The sequence below is a fragment of the Spongiivirga sp. MCCC 1A20706 genome, from assembly GCF_046524175.1.
Lineage (GTDB): Bacteria > Bacteroidota > Bacteroidia > Flavobacteriales > Flavobacteriaceae > Spongiivirga.
Genome location: NZ_JBEFZF010000002.1, coordinates 1 through 19,182, shown reverse-complemented (window position 1 = coordinate 19,182; position 19,182 = coordinate 1). Strand labels below are relative to the sequence as shown.

General features: G+C 41.1%; 2 protein-coding genes. Both read left to right on the top strand.

Annotated features, from left to right (window positions below):
• Positions 1 to 45: 45 nt before the first annotated feature.
• Complete coding sequence (locus ABN763_RS04185; RefSeq protein ID WP_410484174.1) at positions 46 to 18,339, top strand: T9SS type B sorting domain-containing protein; 18,294 nt, start codon at positions 46 to 48, stop codon at positions 18,337 to 18,339.
• A gap of 20 nt (positions 18,340 to 18,359) precedes the next feature.
• Positions 18,360 to 19,182: type IX secretion system membrane protein PorP/SprF (locus ABN763_RS04180; RefSeq protein WP_410484173.1), on the top strand; the 823-nt coding region annotated here is incomplete at its 3' end.

The following is a 19,182-nucleotide window of genomic DNA, read 5'->3' as shown; positions in this document are numbered from 1 at the left end:
TTATTTGATCACGCAAATGAGCAAATGACACCTAAAACTTAACTTATGAGAGGACAGCTACGTAACACTATGCTTGGTTCAGCCCTAACCAAACCATTGCTGGCAGTTTTTTTACTTGCTTTATTTTATTCAATACAGTCTAGTGCCCAAGTAGCGAACAATTTCGATGTTCGCTTTACTACTTCTATACAAGGGAATCTTACGAAGATTTCGAATAACTCTCTAAGTGCGAGCGATCCAAGTTTTACAAACATTGTGCGTGATGTTAATGGTAATTTTTTCTTCGCTCCGGCAGGTGGTTTCAATCCTAATGATGATTTTAATTGGGCTTCTGAATGGCGGTTTAACCGTTTTGGGAATCTTCGTTTCGTAGATAGTTTTTTCAATGATGACCTAAACATGCAGTATATTGATGTTGATGGTACAGTGGATGAAGATGGAGATGGTAATGACGATACCTTCAGTTCAAGTTCTGCCGACCTAGTTTTAGACCAATGCCAAACAGTACAGTTTGCAGGCTTATACTGGTCCGGAATTTTAGAATCTGGTGACCGGGCTGCTAACCCTGATTATAATCAGGTTAAAATTAGGCTGCCTGGCGATGCTACTTACAGAGACCTTACCGCAGACGAAATTATTTTTGACACCGTTAATTTTAGCGGAAATGTAGGGGGCTCAACAAGAAGTTTCATTTCTGATCCCTATGCTTGTTTTAAAGACATCACAGCAGAAATGCAGTCTATTAATGGTGCGGCAACCGGAACCTATACCGTAGCTAATATTAATGCTACTTTAGGTGATGCTCCCAGGGGAGGTACTTCTGCCGGATGGACATTAGTAATAGTCTATCAAGATGTTACCCAGACGAATAAAAATATTACCGTTTTTGATGGTTTTGCAGGTATTAACGATGGTTTTGCAACCAATCCGCTTGATTTTCCCATCACAGGATTCCAAACAATCCCTGCCGGGCCTGTAAATGCAAGAATTAGTGTTACCACCTTAGAGGGTGATTTAAACCTTGGTGGGGACCAAATGCTTTTTAAAGCACAGTCTATCAATACCGGTGGGCCTAACAATGATGGTTTTTTTCAGCTTTCTGACGCTGTAAACCCCGCAACTAACTTCTTTAACAGTACCATTTCTGAAGACGGAGTATATAACACTACAAGAAATCCTGCAAGTTTAAATACACTTGGGTTTGATTCTGACCTTTTTGATATTCCAAACCCTGGGAATCTTCAAATTCCTAATGATGAAACGGGAGCAACATTTAGGCTACTTACTGTTCAAGACTCTTATTTTGTATTTCAAACATCCTTCGCCATTGAGATTATTGAGCCAGAAATTCAATTAATTAAGGAATCTCAAGATGCGCTAGGAAACAACATTAATAATACCGATGTTGGATTAGGTCAAAGTATTTTTTACAATTTGGCATTTCAAAATGTAGGTAATGATGATGCAACCAATTATATCATTACCGATAATCTTCCGATCAATACCATTTTTGATCCCAATACAGCAATTATTAGCTCTAATCCTCCTGGATTAGTTGGGCCATCAACTGACGGGAATACTGATTTGATAGAGTGGACTTATGATGCTGTTTCTAGACAAATCATTTTTAACGTTGATGAAAGCTTGGTAACAGCAGGCGGAGCTGAATATGAAATTAACTTTCAGGTGCAAGTTGTTCCTGATTGTTTTACTATTGTTGATGCCTGTAATAATGTAATACAAAACACGGCTTTTTCGACGTATACGGGCGTAATAAGTGGTACAGATATTACTGATGATCCGAGTTTTAACAGCATTGACGCCTGTAATTTTGGAGTATCGGGGTCTACGAACTTCTTAACAGACCTTGATGACTGTAATGATAGTCGTGTAGAGATTTTATGTGACCAAGAACTTACTTTAACAGCGAGTACAGGTTATACAACCTACACCTGGTTTAGAGATGGTGTTCAAGTAGGTACAGGGCCACAGATAACAGTAACACAACCGGGTACCTATACTATTGATAAAACCCTACCAGATCCTTGTATCGATGTTGTTGAGACCATTGTAGTCGATTTTTTTGATGGAGGTGTACCAAACCCAGTACTTGCGGTAGCCGACGATGTACGGGTTTGCCCAAATAATGGAATTCAAACAGCAGAAATATATTTATGTGGGGCAAACGCCTCTCGTTTTATTCCTACAAATCTCAATAATGTAGATAGTATTGAGTGGCAACAACTAAATGAGACTACATGTACAGCACCAGCACCCGATTTTGATTGTCCACAACTGGCTTGCCCAACTGAATGGAATACACTGTCAACTGCAAACCAATTCACAGCGCAAGATGCTGGTCAATATCGACTAATTGTCACATATGATGGGGGTTGTTTCCGTATTTTTTACTTCGATGTATTTAAGAATGAGTTCGACCCAATGGTTACATCGCAAGATATTGAATGTAACAATCCAGGAAACATCACCGTGACTAATGTGTCTAATGATTACGAATTCAGTCTTCAACGTCAAGGAGATGCACAAGGGCCATTTCAACCAAGCAATTCTTTCAGTATTACCCAAGCAGGAAACTATACTGTTTTTGTGCGTCAAATAGATCCAACAGGTACGTTAGATGTAACGAATCTTTGTAATTATACCTTAGATAATATTATTATACAAGACCGTGATATTGATATTGACATCATTACCACAGATGCAGCTTGTAGCGATACCAGAGGATCAATTAGAGTTCAAGTAAATAATGTAAGCCCTCAATACTATTATACTTTATTGAGCGGTGCGAGTGTAGTTGCTTCTACGGGTCCATTAGCAACCAATGATTACACATTTAACAATGTAAATCCAGGTACTTATGATGTTCGAGTTCAAACCGACAGAGGGTGTGATATCACAGAACCAGCAACAATCAATGTAACTTCCGATTTAGCTTTAACCGCCAATGTTACGCAAAATATTGCCTGTGAAGACGGTATCATTAATGTAATTCCATCGGGAGGCGACGCACCTTATAGCTTTGCTATTTGGAGTATTAATGGTGTTGATCAACATGCAGATGTAGCTAGTATTCCTTTAGGTGATTTTCAAACAGATCCTAATTTTGCAATTGCTAATGGAGATGAGGGAGACTACGTTTTCGTCGTAGTCGACAGTAGTGGTTGTAATGCGTTCTCAAACGAAGTAACAATTATCGTTGAACAGCAAATTAGTTTTACTGTAACCCCCACTAATGTTACCTGTGCGACCGATACGGATGGCGTCATAACGGTTACGATTGATAACCCTCCGGGAGATTTAGGATATACAATTGAATACACTTTAGATCCATTGCCTGTACCACCAGTGAATCCAGGTGATCCACCGGCAGGCCCGGATGCAACGTTTCAAAATGTAGGAACCTTTACAGGTCTTGCTCCGGGAACATATCCGTTAACAGTACGCGCAACGAAAGGTGCTATTGTTTGTGATTATACTCAAAATGTTACCATTGCAGCACCAGACCCAATTGCAGCAGCAGCAGAGATTGATGATGATTATACCTGTTTACAACCGGGTTCAATTACCATTACAGGAGGCACTGCAACAGGAGGCACTGCTCCATATCAATATAGTATTGACGGAACTACTTTTCAAACAAGTCCGACCTTTGGAGGTCTTACAGATGGGAACTATACAATAACAGTTAGAGATGCTGTTAATTGTGAATTTACAACCAATCAAGTTACTATAGACCCACTTAACGGGCCTACAGATTTAGAGTTTACTGCATCTACCCCGACCTGTCCTGCAGTCACAGCAGATGTTACCGTTTCGGTACCGGCAACAGGAAATGGAAATCCCCCATTTGCTTATGCTATCGTAGCACCAGCTAGCGCAACAGGAAATACAACAGGGGCTACTTCTGGTATTTTTACTGGACTTGCTCCAGATACGTATACATTTGAAGTAACAGATGATAAGGGATGTACTTATCGCGAAGATTTTATTGTAGATCCAATTACTCCAATTACTGTTGTTGGAGCCTTAGATAGCAATACCACTTGTACCACCGATTCTGATGGAGCGATCACATTTACGGTTAGTGGTTTTACTACAGATTATACATATGAAGTAAGAGACGCAGCAAATAATTTAGAACAAAATAATGCTACAGAGTCTGGGAATACGATTTCAATAACCGGACTTCCTGCTGATACCTATACCATAACAGTAACAGATAATACAACGAATTGTACGGATACTGCTTCGGTTGAAGTTCAAGCAGCTCCACCATTATCCGTGGTTGCAACCTTGGTGCAACCTACATGTTCAGCTCAAGGTACGGTTGATGTTGCTCCTACAGGTGGTTGGGGTGGTTATTCATTTGAATTAACAGGACCAGCAGGCTTTACCCCGGTTACTCAGACAAGCACGATCTTTACAGGACTTACTATAAATGGAAATTACACCGTTACCGTTACTGATGTAAACGGCTGTACCGCTCAAGATACTTTTACGTTGGCAGACCCAGATATACCGACATTAACAATTGTACCAAATAGCCCATGTTATACGGTTGCTAACGGATTAAATATTACTGCAACAGCGTCAGGAGGAGATGGTAATTATAGGTACCGAATTAATGCTGGTCCATGGACAGCGGTTACCAGTTCTAATAACATATTTACAGGTTTAGTGCCAGGAACTTTTGTCATCGATGTAATAGATGGAAACGATTGTACGGCTCAAGAAACCTTAACTGTGAATCCGGAGTTAACGGTTACTGCATCTGCACCTACCATATCGGCTTGTGGTACTACTGCTTTAGTCACATTTAGTGGTGCTGGTGGTGACGGAAACTACGTATTTGCCCTTGTTGGCGACGGTGTTACTCCTACTAATGCAGACTTTAGTGCAACTACCACAGCAACTGCACCGGCTGCAGGAAATTATGACGTATATGTTAGAGATCGCGGTGGTAATTTACCTACCGGAGGATCTGAACCTGATGACTTTTGTGAGGCACAATTTGACCTTGTAATTACTCAGGATCCACCAATTAGTATCGACCCTCTTACTAAAGTAGATGTTACGTGTAACGGGGAGTCTTCAGGCTCAATAACAGTACCGGGAGTTACAGGTGGTGATGCCCCTTATGAATACCAATTAGAAATCATTGATAGCGGAAATGCGGTACTTAGCGTTGAAGTTCCTTATCAAACAGGTACAACATTTAATAATCTTGCTGCTAACAATGCAGGCGAACAATATCAAGTACGGGTTCGTGATAATAACAATTGTGAAGAAGTTGCTAGTATTGCGATTATCGAACCGGATGCGCTTGATGCTTCATTGGCAGTCACTCAAGACTATACATGTGATCAATTAGGCGAGATTACAGTTACTCCAGACTTAACAACAGGTTCTGGTACATTCGAATATAGAATTGACGGAGGTCCTTTCAGAGCAACAACAACATTTACTGGTCTTGACGATGGGACATATACGGTAGATATACGTGATGCGGCGGATACCGATTGTTTCATTACAAGAACAATCACAATTGACCCGTTACCAACACCACCAATATTGACTCCTGCCGTAGCCTATAATTGTGATGGTAGTGGAAATATAACAATTAGTCCAACTGCTACAGCTCCTGATGTATATGAATATCAGTTAGAAGATACGGGAGGAACCATACTAGTAAATTATGCAACCCAGGGAACTAATAATGTGTTCAATAATGTTGTAGTCGGAAATTATATTGTAAGAGTTAATTACGGAGCAGGAAATGCCACTTTAGGTGCAAGTTGTAACTTGACAATTCCAGTTTCGGTTGATGCGGGGAATACATTTACAGCTGCTATTACGGCATTTACAAATATTACATGTAACCCTCCGGGAAATGATGGTAGCATTACCATTCAAGCAGAAAATTTTGGTCCGGGTGGATTTGAATATTCCCTTGACAACTTTACGACAATCTTAGGCAGTTCAACAAGCACAGCGCCAGTTGTTATTGCTACAAACCTAACTGCCCAGAATTATACCGTTAGCGTTCGAGATGCTGATAACGCTGCTTTGGCTACGCCATTAGGAGGATGCGCTGTCGACTTACTTCAAACAATCTCACAACCAGACCCAGTTACAATTACAGCATCGGTTACTGCACCCAATACTTGTTTGACTGATGCTACCATTACTGCTGTTGCAGGTGATGGCACTGGGCCATATACCTTCCAACTGGAAAATGGAGCTGGAGCTGTTTTTGGCGGACTGGATTTTGCTACTAATGGTAATAACGATACCTTTCCTAACCTGGCAGCTGGCACTTACAGAGTGCGCGTACGTGATGCGAATAATTGTGAAGAAATTAGCGCAAATGTCATTGTTGATCCAGAGCCTAGTTTTACAGCTGCTTTGGCCACTCCAAACGACTGCTATACCGCAGCAGGTGGTGGAGTAGTTCTTACGGTAACAACAACTGATGGAGCCATACCCTCTGTACCACCATATACCTATAGTTTAAACGGTGCGCCTGCAGTAGCCAGTAATACTTTTACCGTTAACCCAGGCTCTTATACTGTTGAGGTGACCGATAGCTTTGGCTGTACCGCAACAACAAATACCATTGTGATTGACCCAGAATTATCGGTATCAGCAACAGCACCAGTGGTACCAGTTTGTGCAGTTTTAGGAACCGATACTATTGACTTTACTATAACTGCAGTTGGCGGAGATGGTAATTATGAATATGCCGTAGCACTTGCAACGGACCCTGTTCCAGCCGATGCTGCATTTACAGCAGGAAGTACACAAACGGTAACGACGGAAACTACAGCAGGACCTTGGACATATAGAGTATATGTAAGAGATAATAATGCACCCGATCCTGGTACGATAGGTGTTGACTATTGTCAAGCAACTTTCGATTTAACTGTGAACCAAGATGCCCCATTGGTATTAAATACTGACAGAACAGATGTAGATTGTGCGGGGGATAGTACTGGATCAGTTTTTGTAACCACACCAGCACCTTCAGGAGGCTCTGGACCTTATGTATACCAACTAGAAAGTCCGGCCGGTACCGTATTTGGTGGACTAGATTTTGCAACAAATGGTGCCAACGATACATTTAACAACTTACCTCAAGGCACCTATACTGTTCGCATGCGCGATGTGAATGGTTGTGATGTTACCAGTGTTGAAACTGTAAATGAGCCGGCTGCATTGGCTATTACGGCAAGTGCATCAGCTTACACATGTGCAGCTGAGGCTCAGATAACAATAACAGCTGTTTCAGGTGGATCAGGAACGTATCAATTTAGTGTAGATGGCGTTGCAAATTGGGAACCAGCTGCAGGAGCTGTTGTTGGAGATCTTCCCTACACTTTTACAGATACCTTCACGGATGGTACATACACTGTTCGTGTTCGAGATTTCAATGCGAATGGTTGTGAATTTAGTGTGCCAGTTGTAATAGCACCACTTCCTCCAGAACCTGTATTTACACAGTCAGTTGATTATAATTGCGATGGTTCAGGAAATATTACGGTACTTCCAATTGCAACACTTCCAGATGTATATGAATATCAGTTAGAAGATAATGTGGGAACACCAATAGTTGGATTTACCTACGCTGATCTTGGTACAAACAACGTAATTACAAATGTACCTGTTGGAAACTATCAAATACGAATTAACTACGGTGCGGGAACAGCTGCGTTAGGAACGACCTGTAATACTACCATACCGGTAGTGGTAGAACCTGGTAATGAGTTTAGAGCGTCGGTAATCAATATAACAGACCTTACCTGTAATAGTGCAAATGTACTTCCTCCAAACACGCCAGATGGTGCTATTGCAGTATCAGCTGAAAATTACAGTGCTGGTGGTTTCGAGGTTTCTTTAGATAACGGTACTACCTTCCTAGGACCATTTACCGTTGATACTCCCCCTCCTTTTACAGGGCTAGGTGCCGGTAATTATTCAATTGTGATTCGGGATTTCGATGAATATAATCCAGGACCTGCAACTAGAACATGCGAGATCACTATTCCCGTTGTAATAGAAGAACCTCCAATTTTAGAGGCTTTGACAGTCGATATTAATGCACCTGCGACATGTATCGAAGATGCAGATGTTTCAGCAAACGCAACAGGTGGGACACCACCTTATTTATATCAGCTTGAAGACGCAGCTTTTACTCCAATTACTACCTTCCAATCATCCCCTGATTTTTCTGGTTTAAATAGTGTTGTTAGAGATTACATCATACGGGTGCAAGATGCAGCGGGTTGTGAAGATATTGTTCCAGTCACTATTGCCCCACCAGAAGATGTTATATTTACAGCCAGCGTCGTTGATGGTTGCTATTCAGGAAATAATGATGGGCAAATACAGGTCGATATCACCTCTGGAAATGGCGGGTATCAATATCGAATCAATGCGTCTCCAACAGATCCTTGGCTAACTCCTAGCCCAGCTGACCCTGGTACTGGGGGACCATTTAGCTTTACCTTAGATAATTTCCCATCTGGGTCATTTACTGTTGAAGTGAAAGATCGATATGGTTGTGAAGCATTACCAGCGGCAATAGTCGTAATTAACCCTCAGATTACAGCCTTGGCTACCTTAGTAAAGGCAGAAACCTGTAGTGCGCCACAAGCGGCACAAATTGATTTGGCTGTTAATGGAGGCACGGGTCCATATACCTATCAGATAAGTACAGATGGTGGAACAACATTTAACCCATACGCTGCGGGAACATTCCCTTTTGATGCACCAATAACTGGTGTAGTAACATCGTATATTTTTAGAGTTACTGATAATACCTCTCCAACAGCGTGTACAGTCGATTCAAATCCGATTGTTGTTGTACCAGCACAAAACCCTCAGTTTACAGTTACACCAAATACCGTTTTATGTAACGGCGATAGTACAGGAGTTTTAGATGTTGATATTGACACTAACTTTGGTGTAGGGCCATATAACACAGAGGTTTTTATTGACACCGGCGGGGGTACTCCAGGAGCATCTTTTGGGACGCAAACGACAGGTCTTCTTGCGAATGATTATGTTATTCGTGTAACTGATGCCAATGGGTGTTTTGCTGATGAATTAGCCACTATTGGCCAGCCTGATGCAATTACATTCTCAAATAATGTAATTCCTATAACCTGTAGCCCAGGAGGAGGAGGAGCTGTTACCACAAATGGTGAGGTTCAAATTAGAACAGTCGCTGGAGGTACAGCACCATATACTTATTATATTAATGGAAATAATGGTTTTAGTGATACATTTGTTGCACCAACAGCTGGAGTTGACCATGATTTTGATATATTGAATTTTGGTGTTTACCGAGTTATTATCGAAGATGCAAACGGATGTTTTTCTGATGCAATTGATATTGTAGCGTCCCCACCAGATGACTTAGATATTGATGTTTCAACAGCGACAGTAAATTGTGCGCTTGGTGGTACCGCTATTGTGAGCATAGACCCAACTCCACCGTCTGGTAACCCAGTTAGTGGAGGTCCATTTTTCTTTGCTATTTATGAAAATCCGTTACCTCCGTTTCCAAATGCAATTTACCAAGCAGCCGACAATCCAATTGTTGACCCATATACGTCCACATTCACAGGATTGATTCCTGGCGTAACCTATACTTTTGTTGTTTACGATTCAGTTACGGAGTGTTATTATTTTGAGGAAGCAGCAACACCAATTGATTCTCCTTCAAATATGAACCCTGTAGTCGATGACGTAGCAAATGTAAGTTGTACGGGTGCGGGAGATGGTAATGTTTCATTTACACTTACAAATTACGACGTGGGTGCTACTGATATTGAATATCAAATTTTTACTTCACAATCAAATACTGCTGTTGGGGGTATTACTAGTGTACCAGTGAATCCTCCTGCCCCAGGGACTGGACTTGATATTGATAATGCGGGCACTTTACCTCCAGGTATTTACTATATTTTATTTAGAGAAATCGGGGGAGCTTTTGATCAATGTACAGTAGCTTCGCCTAGTTTTACAATCGTTGAATCTCTTAGAACGGTTGAAGTTATTGCAGACTCACCTGCCAATGCTACCTGTGATCCTGTAGGGATTATTACGGCACAAGGCCGTTTTGGGACACCACCTTATACATATCAGTTCTTATTAGCTACCGATCCAGCCCCTACTGCTACTGATCCGGGCTGGATATCAAATTCCTCAGCTACAGGATTGGCTGGAGGCAACTATATTGTCTATGTTAGGGATGATTTTGGATGTGTAGCTTCTGATCCAATTACTGTTGACACTGACGCACTAGCTACATGGAGCGTGACCTTGGATAATAACTGCGGAATAACGGAAGGTAATTTCGCAGCAACCATTGAATTAACGAATCCTGGAACTGCTATAGGCCCATTTTCAGTAGAATTAAATGGTGGCCCGAGACAAACGTTTGTTTTAAACGGCGCAAATCAATTTAATGTTACAAATCTAACCTCTGGGACATATAATTACATTATTTATGATGGTAATGGATGTCCTACCCCTGGATCCTTAACGATACAACCGCCATTGCAGTTTAATGCATCCTTAACAGATTTATTAACCTGTGTTCCTACCAATGCGGAGATCACAATTAGTGGTTTAGTAGGATCTGGCTTAGCAAATTACACATATGAAGTATTTGATTCTGGAGGAGGTACCGTAATTGGCTCCACCCCAACACCAACCGATCCGTTTACCTTAAACGTTAGCGCGGCCGATACTTATACGGTAACAATTACCGATAATAATGCGTTCCAAGGAGATGGAACAACACCATGTCAACGATCTATTGATGTGGTAGTGCCAGCAGCAGTCGATCCAGTATTGAACATTGCTAACTTTAGTAATGTAACCTGCAATGGTGCTAATGACGGAACCATCATTGTAAATGTTCCAGATAATGGCCAAAGACCATATACTTTTGAAATTATAGCAGATAGCCCAGCTGGTAGCAGTGGTTTAACCTTTCCTTATACAACAGGTACTTTTAACACTATAGGAGGAACTTTCACAGGACTTCCTGGAGCAACAGGAGCTGGTATTACGTATACAATACGAGTTGAAGGACAGAATAGTTGTTTCGATATAGAAACACAGGCGATAACTCAACCTGAAGCCCTAACAGCATTTTCGGCAAATGAAACACAGTTTTTATGTGCTGCTGGAACAGGAAATTCATACACCAATGCATCCATAACAGTTACTGGTCCTACTGGAGGAACACAAATTCCGAGTCCGCCGGCGGCTCAGCCTTACACCTATCAGTTCTATGATGATAACGGAACTGTTGGAGTGCCTGGTGATGATGTTTTGCTACAATCTGGTAGTATGACTACATATATTGAAGCCGATACTGCTGGTAGATCATACAGAATTGTTGCTATTGATAATAATGGTTGCGAAATTGAAACTACAGCAACGATCAATGAGTATATTCAAATAACAAATCCACAAGTAACAATAAACACACCTGTTACTTGTAACAATAATGATGGCGAAGTAACTATTACTTTTGATCAAAATCCGCCATCCCCTCCAGGAACACCTGCTAACGTTAGATATTCGGTTGTACGACGTGGAGGAGGATCTTCATTTATTAATCAAGTTGCTAATAATTTCCCTGGATTAGAACAAGGTGTTTATGATGTAAGTATTGAAGTGTATGATCCAGTTGCGATCACTCCAACAGGTTGTATTATTCAAACTACATTCGAGCTGGTTGACCCCGACAATGTTGAGGTCGCTGCGGATGTCGATGATGTGGTTTGTATTGGAACTGACGGTGCAGTTAGACTTACTGTTAGTGATCCTGTGAATCCATATGCAGGAGGGTTTGACTACGAAATATTCAATACACAAGGAACTCCGGCTACGGGAGACGACGTTTCTGTTTTTGGCCCTGCAAACAACGTTAATGCGGGCCCAACTGCAAATATTCCATTACCAGAAGGTGAATATAGAGTAACCATTACACAAACAGCAAGTCCTTTCTGTTCAACAGAAACATTATTTGCGATTGCAGGACCACCAGCTGCTATTACTGCTAACTTAGATAGAGAAGAAATTACATGTAACCCAACTAATAATGGAATACTTCAGGCAATTAATGTTGCCGGTGGATGGGGAGGTTATGAATACCAATTAGAAGATGGAGTTGGAGGTATTTTAATTGATTATGCCACCAACGGTACAAATCCAAGATTCACCGGCTTAGCTCCAGGGGACTATATCATTAGAATTAGAGATTCTAGAGGTTGTGAAGTTCCATTTGGTCCTGAGAATTTTGCGATTCCAACGCCACTTGCTGCTGATCTTCAAATAAATCAACAGAATTGTACTAATAATGAAGGGATTCTTCAGGTATTTGGTATTTCAGGAGGTCAGCCGGGATTGGGCAATGAAACTTTCCAATTACAGATTGAAACGCCACTAGGCTCAGGAACATTTGTAGATCTTGGAGCACCACAAACCAACGACACCTTTAGTAATTTAGGAAATGGCAATTATCGCGTAGTAGTAACTGACCAATGGGGCTGTACTATCAATACTCCAGAACGAAGGTTATTCGATGAGATTGTACCACAAGCACAAGTTGTAAAACTTATAGATTGCGATGCTGTTGATCCAGGTGGACAAATTACAATAACAGCTGTGGGTGGTACCGGTGCATACACCTATGCAATTACGGCAGGGCCGGTTATTAATACAACAGGAGATGCTACTGGTGTATATACAGGTTTGACCGCTGCAGGTACTTATACCTTTACAATTACTGATGCAGGCGGTACAGGCTGTTCTAAAACAATCGATCAAGAATTATTGCCTCCAATTGTACCATCAGTAACTATTGATGGGACAACTGCTGTTACTTGTAATGGTGATAATGATGGTACTATAACGGTGAGTGCACCTGATAATGGAATTGGACCATACACCTTCGTAATTACTGGAGATGGTGGTGCAGGTAGCGGTTTGGCATTCCCATATGCATCTGATGCTGCACAAGATACTCCACTTTCTGCGACATTTATCAACTTACCAGGTAGTTCGACAGGTATCACTTATACCATTGAGGTTACAGCAGCTAACAGTTGTACGGCAACGAACACTGCTACTATAACAGAGCCAGCCGTAATCAACGGAATCACAACTAATGTTACTCAATTTGCATGTACTTCAGGTAATAATCTAAACAACGCTACAATTGAAGTAACTGGAGCAGCAGGAGGTAGTTCAAACTATGTGAGATATGAATTTATCTACGATAATGGGACACCTGCGCCAGGTGATGATATTACTCAAGACGGTTCAGCTACATTATTTACGGTTTCTAATCCGGCCGGAGGTGACGTGACGATTAATGTATATGATGATAATGGTTGTTTTGGTACAACTACAGAAACCATAGATCCATTTATAGAAATTGTTGATCCAACAAGACTCGTTACGACACCAGTTACTTGCGCAAATGATGACGCAGTTGTCGATATTGGAGTAACAATAAACAATCCAGGTGCGGCAATCCCAGATTTAACGTATACCGTTGTAGGTGATAATAATGGATATAATGTTTCTCAAAATGAAACTACAGGGACAAGTACATTTAATGGTATTGGTTTTAATACAACTACCGGAGTTACCAATTATACGGTAACGGTTACTAATAATGTAACAGGATGTTTTGTTCAAACAACCTTCCAAATTACCGATCCAAATACTTTTGATATTGATGTAGCTACAACACCTGTTGTTTGTTTAGGTGACACAAATGGAAGCGCAACGTTTACATTTACAGACCCTATAGGTGGATATGCCGGGGTGTATAACTGGGCGGTTTTTGATACAAACGGTACTCCAGCTAATTTAGCTGATGATATTGCTGGACCAACAGGAACATCGACTTCACCGACTACAGGAACGGTATTGGCTTCAGGACAATATCGCGTTGTAGTAACTCAGGTCGGCGTACCAACTTGTGAGCAAACGGAATTCTTCAACATTGCTGAACCTCCAGCAGGTATTTCTGGAGATAGAGACGTTACTCAACTTACCTGTAACGGGAATGATGGTATTATCGAAATAAGAGACGTTACGGGAGGCTATGGAGGCTACTTATATTATATAAGTACTACTCCTAATCCTGACCCAACAAATCCGGCAAATTATACCTCGAATATCAGAGAAACAGGATTAGCTGTTGGTACTTATGAGATATGGGTTATTGATAGTATGGGTTGTTCAGAGCAATTGGCGAATGCAGTACTTACAGATCCAACACCTTTAGCGGCGGATCTTGTTCTTACCCAGCCTAACTGTACTGGTCAAGAGGGAGAAATTCAAGTAACAAATATTATCGGTGGGCAACCAGGAGTAGGAAATGAGACTTTTCAGCTTCAAATTGAAAATCCGGTAGGTTCGGGTACTTTTGTCGATTTCAGAGCGGCCCAAACATCTGATACATTTAGCAACCTTGGTGGTGGAACGTATCAAGTTGTCGTAACGGATCAATGGGATTGTACAATTACTACAAGCACAATGATTATTTATGATGAGATTGTGCCCGCTGTAACTGTGGTCAAACCTATAACGTGTACGGCTCCTGTAGGAGGTGAAATCACCGTTACACAAACTGGTGGCTCAGGAACATTTGATTACTCGGTATTACTGCCTGATTTATCAACACAAACAAATACAACGGGAGTGTTTACAAACTTGACTCTTCCTGGTACATATACCTTTACAATTACTGATACTGATGCTCAGGTTACAGCGGCTGGTTTAACACAATGTAGTAAAACAATTTCCCAGAACTTGGCAGCACCTATTAACCCTGCATTAGACGCTGCATTAGTTGTTGATGTTACCTGTAATGGACTAACCGATGGAACTATAACCGCAGTATTACAAGCTTCGACTGCAAATGATGGGCCTTATACATACGAACTCTACCAATTAGATCCATTTAATGCACCTATTTTACCTGCTTTGCGTCCAGCTCAGGGTGATCCGAGATTCACAGGCTTAGCAGCAGGAAACTATCAAGTGCGTGCAATATCTGCCAAAGGTTGTGATACTACAAGAAATGAAACAGTCGGAGAGCCATCTCCATTAATTATAAGTGCAGCGGCACCAGCCTTTACCTGTACTCCAGATAACGTGTTTGGATCAACAATTCTTACTGTTTCCGTATTGAATGATCCTATTTTAGGAACACCTTCAGGCACAGGGCCATACTTATATAGTATCGATAATGTTAACTATCAAACCAGTAATACATTTACCATTGTTGATACGGAGGTAGATCAAACCATCACTGCTTATGTACGAGATGCGAATAGTTGTCCACAGCAGTTTGATGTGAACCTCGATCCTATTAATAAGTTTACAGTTGCAATTGCCCAAACACAAGAAATTAACTGTGCTCGTCCTGAGCAAATACAAATTTCGGTAACAGAAACAATTGCTGATGCGGTATCTCCGGTTGGGGGTTATACTTATGAATTATTACCAATAGGAAATCCGAATGGAACTCAAACAAGTGCAGTTGGTTTAACCGCTGAATATGATTTGACGGCTGTAGGTACGTATAACTTCAGAGTGACTGATAATGATACCGGTTGTTTTGTTGATACGCCTTATACAATTGCTGAATATGACTTTATAGAAGCAAGAGCCTTTGACCCAACTCAAGTTTGTTTTGGTGACACAAATGGAACAGTACAACTTGAAGTTACAGGTTATACAGGTGATTATCGCTATGAGTTGTTAGATCAAACTAATGCCGTAATTGTAAATGGAACTGGAAATACTGCCACGAACCCACTTACGGTAACAGGATTACCTGGTGGTGTATACAGTATTCGAGTAGTTGAAACCTTACCTCCGCTTCCTCCTGGAACTGATAATTGTGATGCCTTAACAGGAACATTCAGAATTATTGAGCCTTCATCACTTACTGAAGTAGATTTAACCGTCACAAGAAACCTTACATGCGATCCAGGAAGCGATGCACTAATAACAGCAGTTGGTTCAGGTGGCTATGGAGGATATGAGTACCAATTTGAAGAAATTACCGCACTGGGTGGTACTGTGGTCGGAGCACCTATTCAAGCATTCGATCCTAATGGAACAGTAGGACCTCTTGACGTTGGATTCTATCGAGTAACTACAAGAGATGACGGCAATTGTATTGCAATTGACGAAGTAGAAATTTCTGCTCCAATACCATTAGCGGTCACAGCTACAGGTAGCACATTGTTATGTTATGGTGATGTAAACGGAACAGTATCTGCTAACCCTGTTGCACCAGTGAATGAAGATCCTAACAATCCAGGAAATTTCTTCCCGGTTAATTATGTGTTGAATGTATATGAAAGTGCTACAAGTACCAATATACTTTCAACCTCGACCACACAAACCTCACCAGATTTCACTAATCTACCAGCTGGTTTCTATACAGTGACGGTGAACGATGCTTTGAATTGTGGTACAGAATCAAATAGGGTAGAAGTTATAGAACCAGATGAAGTTGTGATACAAGCATTTATTACAAGACCATTAACATGTACGCAAGATGCTGAGGTAACCGTTTCGGCTACAGGTGGCTCAGGAACTGGATACCAATATCGTATTTCTGCTCCTGCGGCCTTTGTAACGCCTTTTACAACAACTACAACCTATGATCTTCCTGTAGGGGAGTATCAATTTGAAGCAATCGATAGTAATACTTGCTTATCAGTTCCTTCTGCTGTAGTAAGTATCACTCCGATTCCTGACCTTATTCTTGATGTTGATCGAAGTGCTGCATTCGTGAATTGTTTCAATGACAATTCAGCCATTATTTCGGCTACTGCAACAGGATCATTGGGCAACTATATGTACACGCTTGTAAGTGTTGGTACTGATGCTGTTGGAACTAATGTGAACATCGGCCCACAGCCAGAAAGCATTTTTAGAGATTTATACGCAGGTATTTATGATCTAACTGTAATGAGCGAGGACTGCCCTCCAGTGACTGAACGTATTACCATTATTAATCCACCAGAATTACTGGCGCAAGCAGTCGCAACCCCAATTAGCTGTCCGGGAGAAGATGATGGTACCATTACCATTACTTACCAAGGAGGTACTGAACGTGTACTGTTCTCTATCTCACCGAACTTAGATCGATTTGATGATCAAGCTACATTTACCGATCTAGAACCAGGTATTTACGATATCATTGTTTCAGATGGTTTCGGATGTCCGATAACGTTGCAGGCAGAAGTAGTTGAACCAGCGTTTATTGATGTTGATGTAATAGACGTACAACAAGAAATTTGTGGCGGGGATGATGACGGACTTATTGAAGTGGGAATCACAGGAGGCACAAGGCCCTACAGGGTTAGTATCGATGGCCCGGCAGGTCCGTTCGTGGCTGTAGATGATACAGGTATTCCTGCTACTGATCCGGTACCTTATACATTCCAGGATTTAAGCGGAGATAGAACATATACTATTTTGGTTTTAGATGCTAATGATTGTGAAGCAACAATTAGCGAAACATTACTACCACCAACAGATATTTCTGCTGTGGCAACACCTGCTTATAATTGTGATGACAACACTTATAATATTGGAGTTAACTTGAATAATCCAAGGTTTAGACCAACAACGAATTATACATTGACAGGAAACGGACTTAATATAACTGTTGCAGATGGCAACTTTACCAATATTCCTCCTGGTGATGACTATCAAATTGAAGTGGTAGAAGGTAATTCAGGTTGTGATTATATTATAGCTGACATCGACTTGCTCTCATACGAACCATTAAGTGTACGAGCAGAACGAAGTGGTATTGATCAATTCGTTGTGCAAGGTGAAGGTGGCCGAGAAAGTTATGAATACAGCTTAAACGGAGGTAGTTTTACAAGAGACAATGTATTTACGGTACTTGATTCAGGCATTTATACTGTGACTATTCGCGATGCAAATGGTTGTGAGGCAGAAACGATGATCGAATTCGAATATGTTGACATTTTTGTACCAAATTACTTTAGTCCAAATGGAGATGGAATAGCTGATTTCTGGTATCCTGAACGATTGGAATTCTTCCCAAATGCTGTTGTTGAAATATATGACCGTTACGCACGTTTATTAATCAGATATGAAGGCAATCAGCTAGGATGGGATGGTTTATATGAAAACAAACCACTACCTTCTGGAGACTACTGGTATGTAGTAAAACCAAATGACGGAAAGACAAGTGACATTAAAGGACACTTTACCCTATATAGATGATGAAGCCTTAAAACAACCCAATGAAAGCCCAACATAGAACCTACTTGTTTAACATTGCTCAAACTGATACACCTAATATTGGTAAGAGCTTACTGATCACATTATGGTTATCAGGAAGAAAGTTTTTTATGGAAGCTTCCATAAAAAGAAGCTTTAATTTGCTAGTATTGATGGCATTTTGGTTTTTCCCGAATGCCGCTAAAGCCCAAGAATTCAATTTACCATTGAACAATCAGTACTTGGCAGATAATCCCTATTTGATTTCAGCAGCTTTTGCTGGTATTGGTGATTGTTTTCAGGTACGCCTCAATGGAGTTAGCCAATGGGTAGGTGTAAAAAATTCACCTGACACCCAATCCCTCTCTTTCGATGGACGTATCTCTGATCGATCAGGAGTGGGTGCTATCTTGTTTAATGACAAAAACGGATTCACCAATCAACGAGGTGGTCAGGCATCATTTGCACATCATCTTACCTTTTCTGATAAAGATGAACACTACCTTTCTTTAGGACTATCCTATAAGTTCACCTCTTTTAGTATCGATACCGATGAGTTTATCAATGCAGGAGGAGATCCTGTAGTAGGTCGTCGTGCCTCTACCTTCAATTCTAATTTTGATGTGAGTGCCCTTTGGCGATTCAAGAAGTTCTGGCTGAGTCTGAATGCTGCTAATATTCTGGATAAGAATCTAACGATATTTGATGATACCGAACCGGAGAAAATTAGAAACTACTATGCGTACTTCGGATACATATACAAAAAACACGATGCCGCAGATTGGGAATGGGAACCCAGTGGAGTGGTGCAATACTTTGAGAGTGATAACCGGAGTATTACCGATC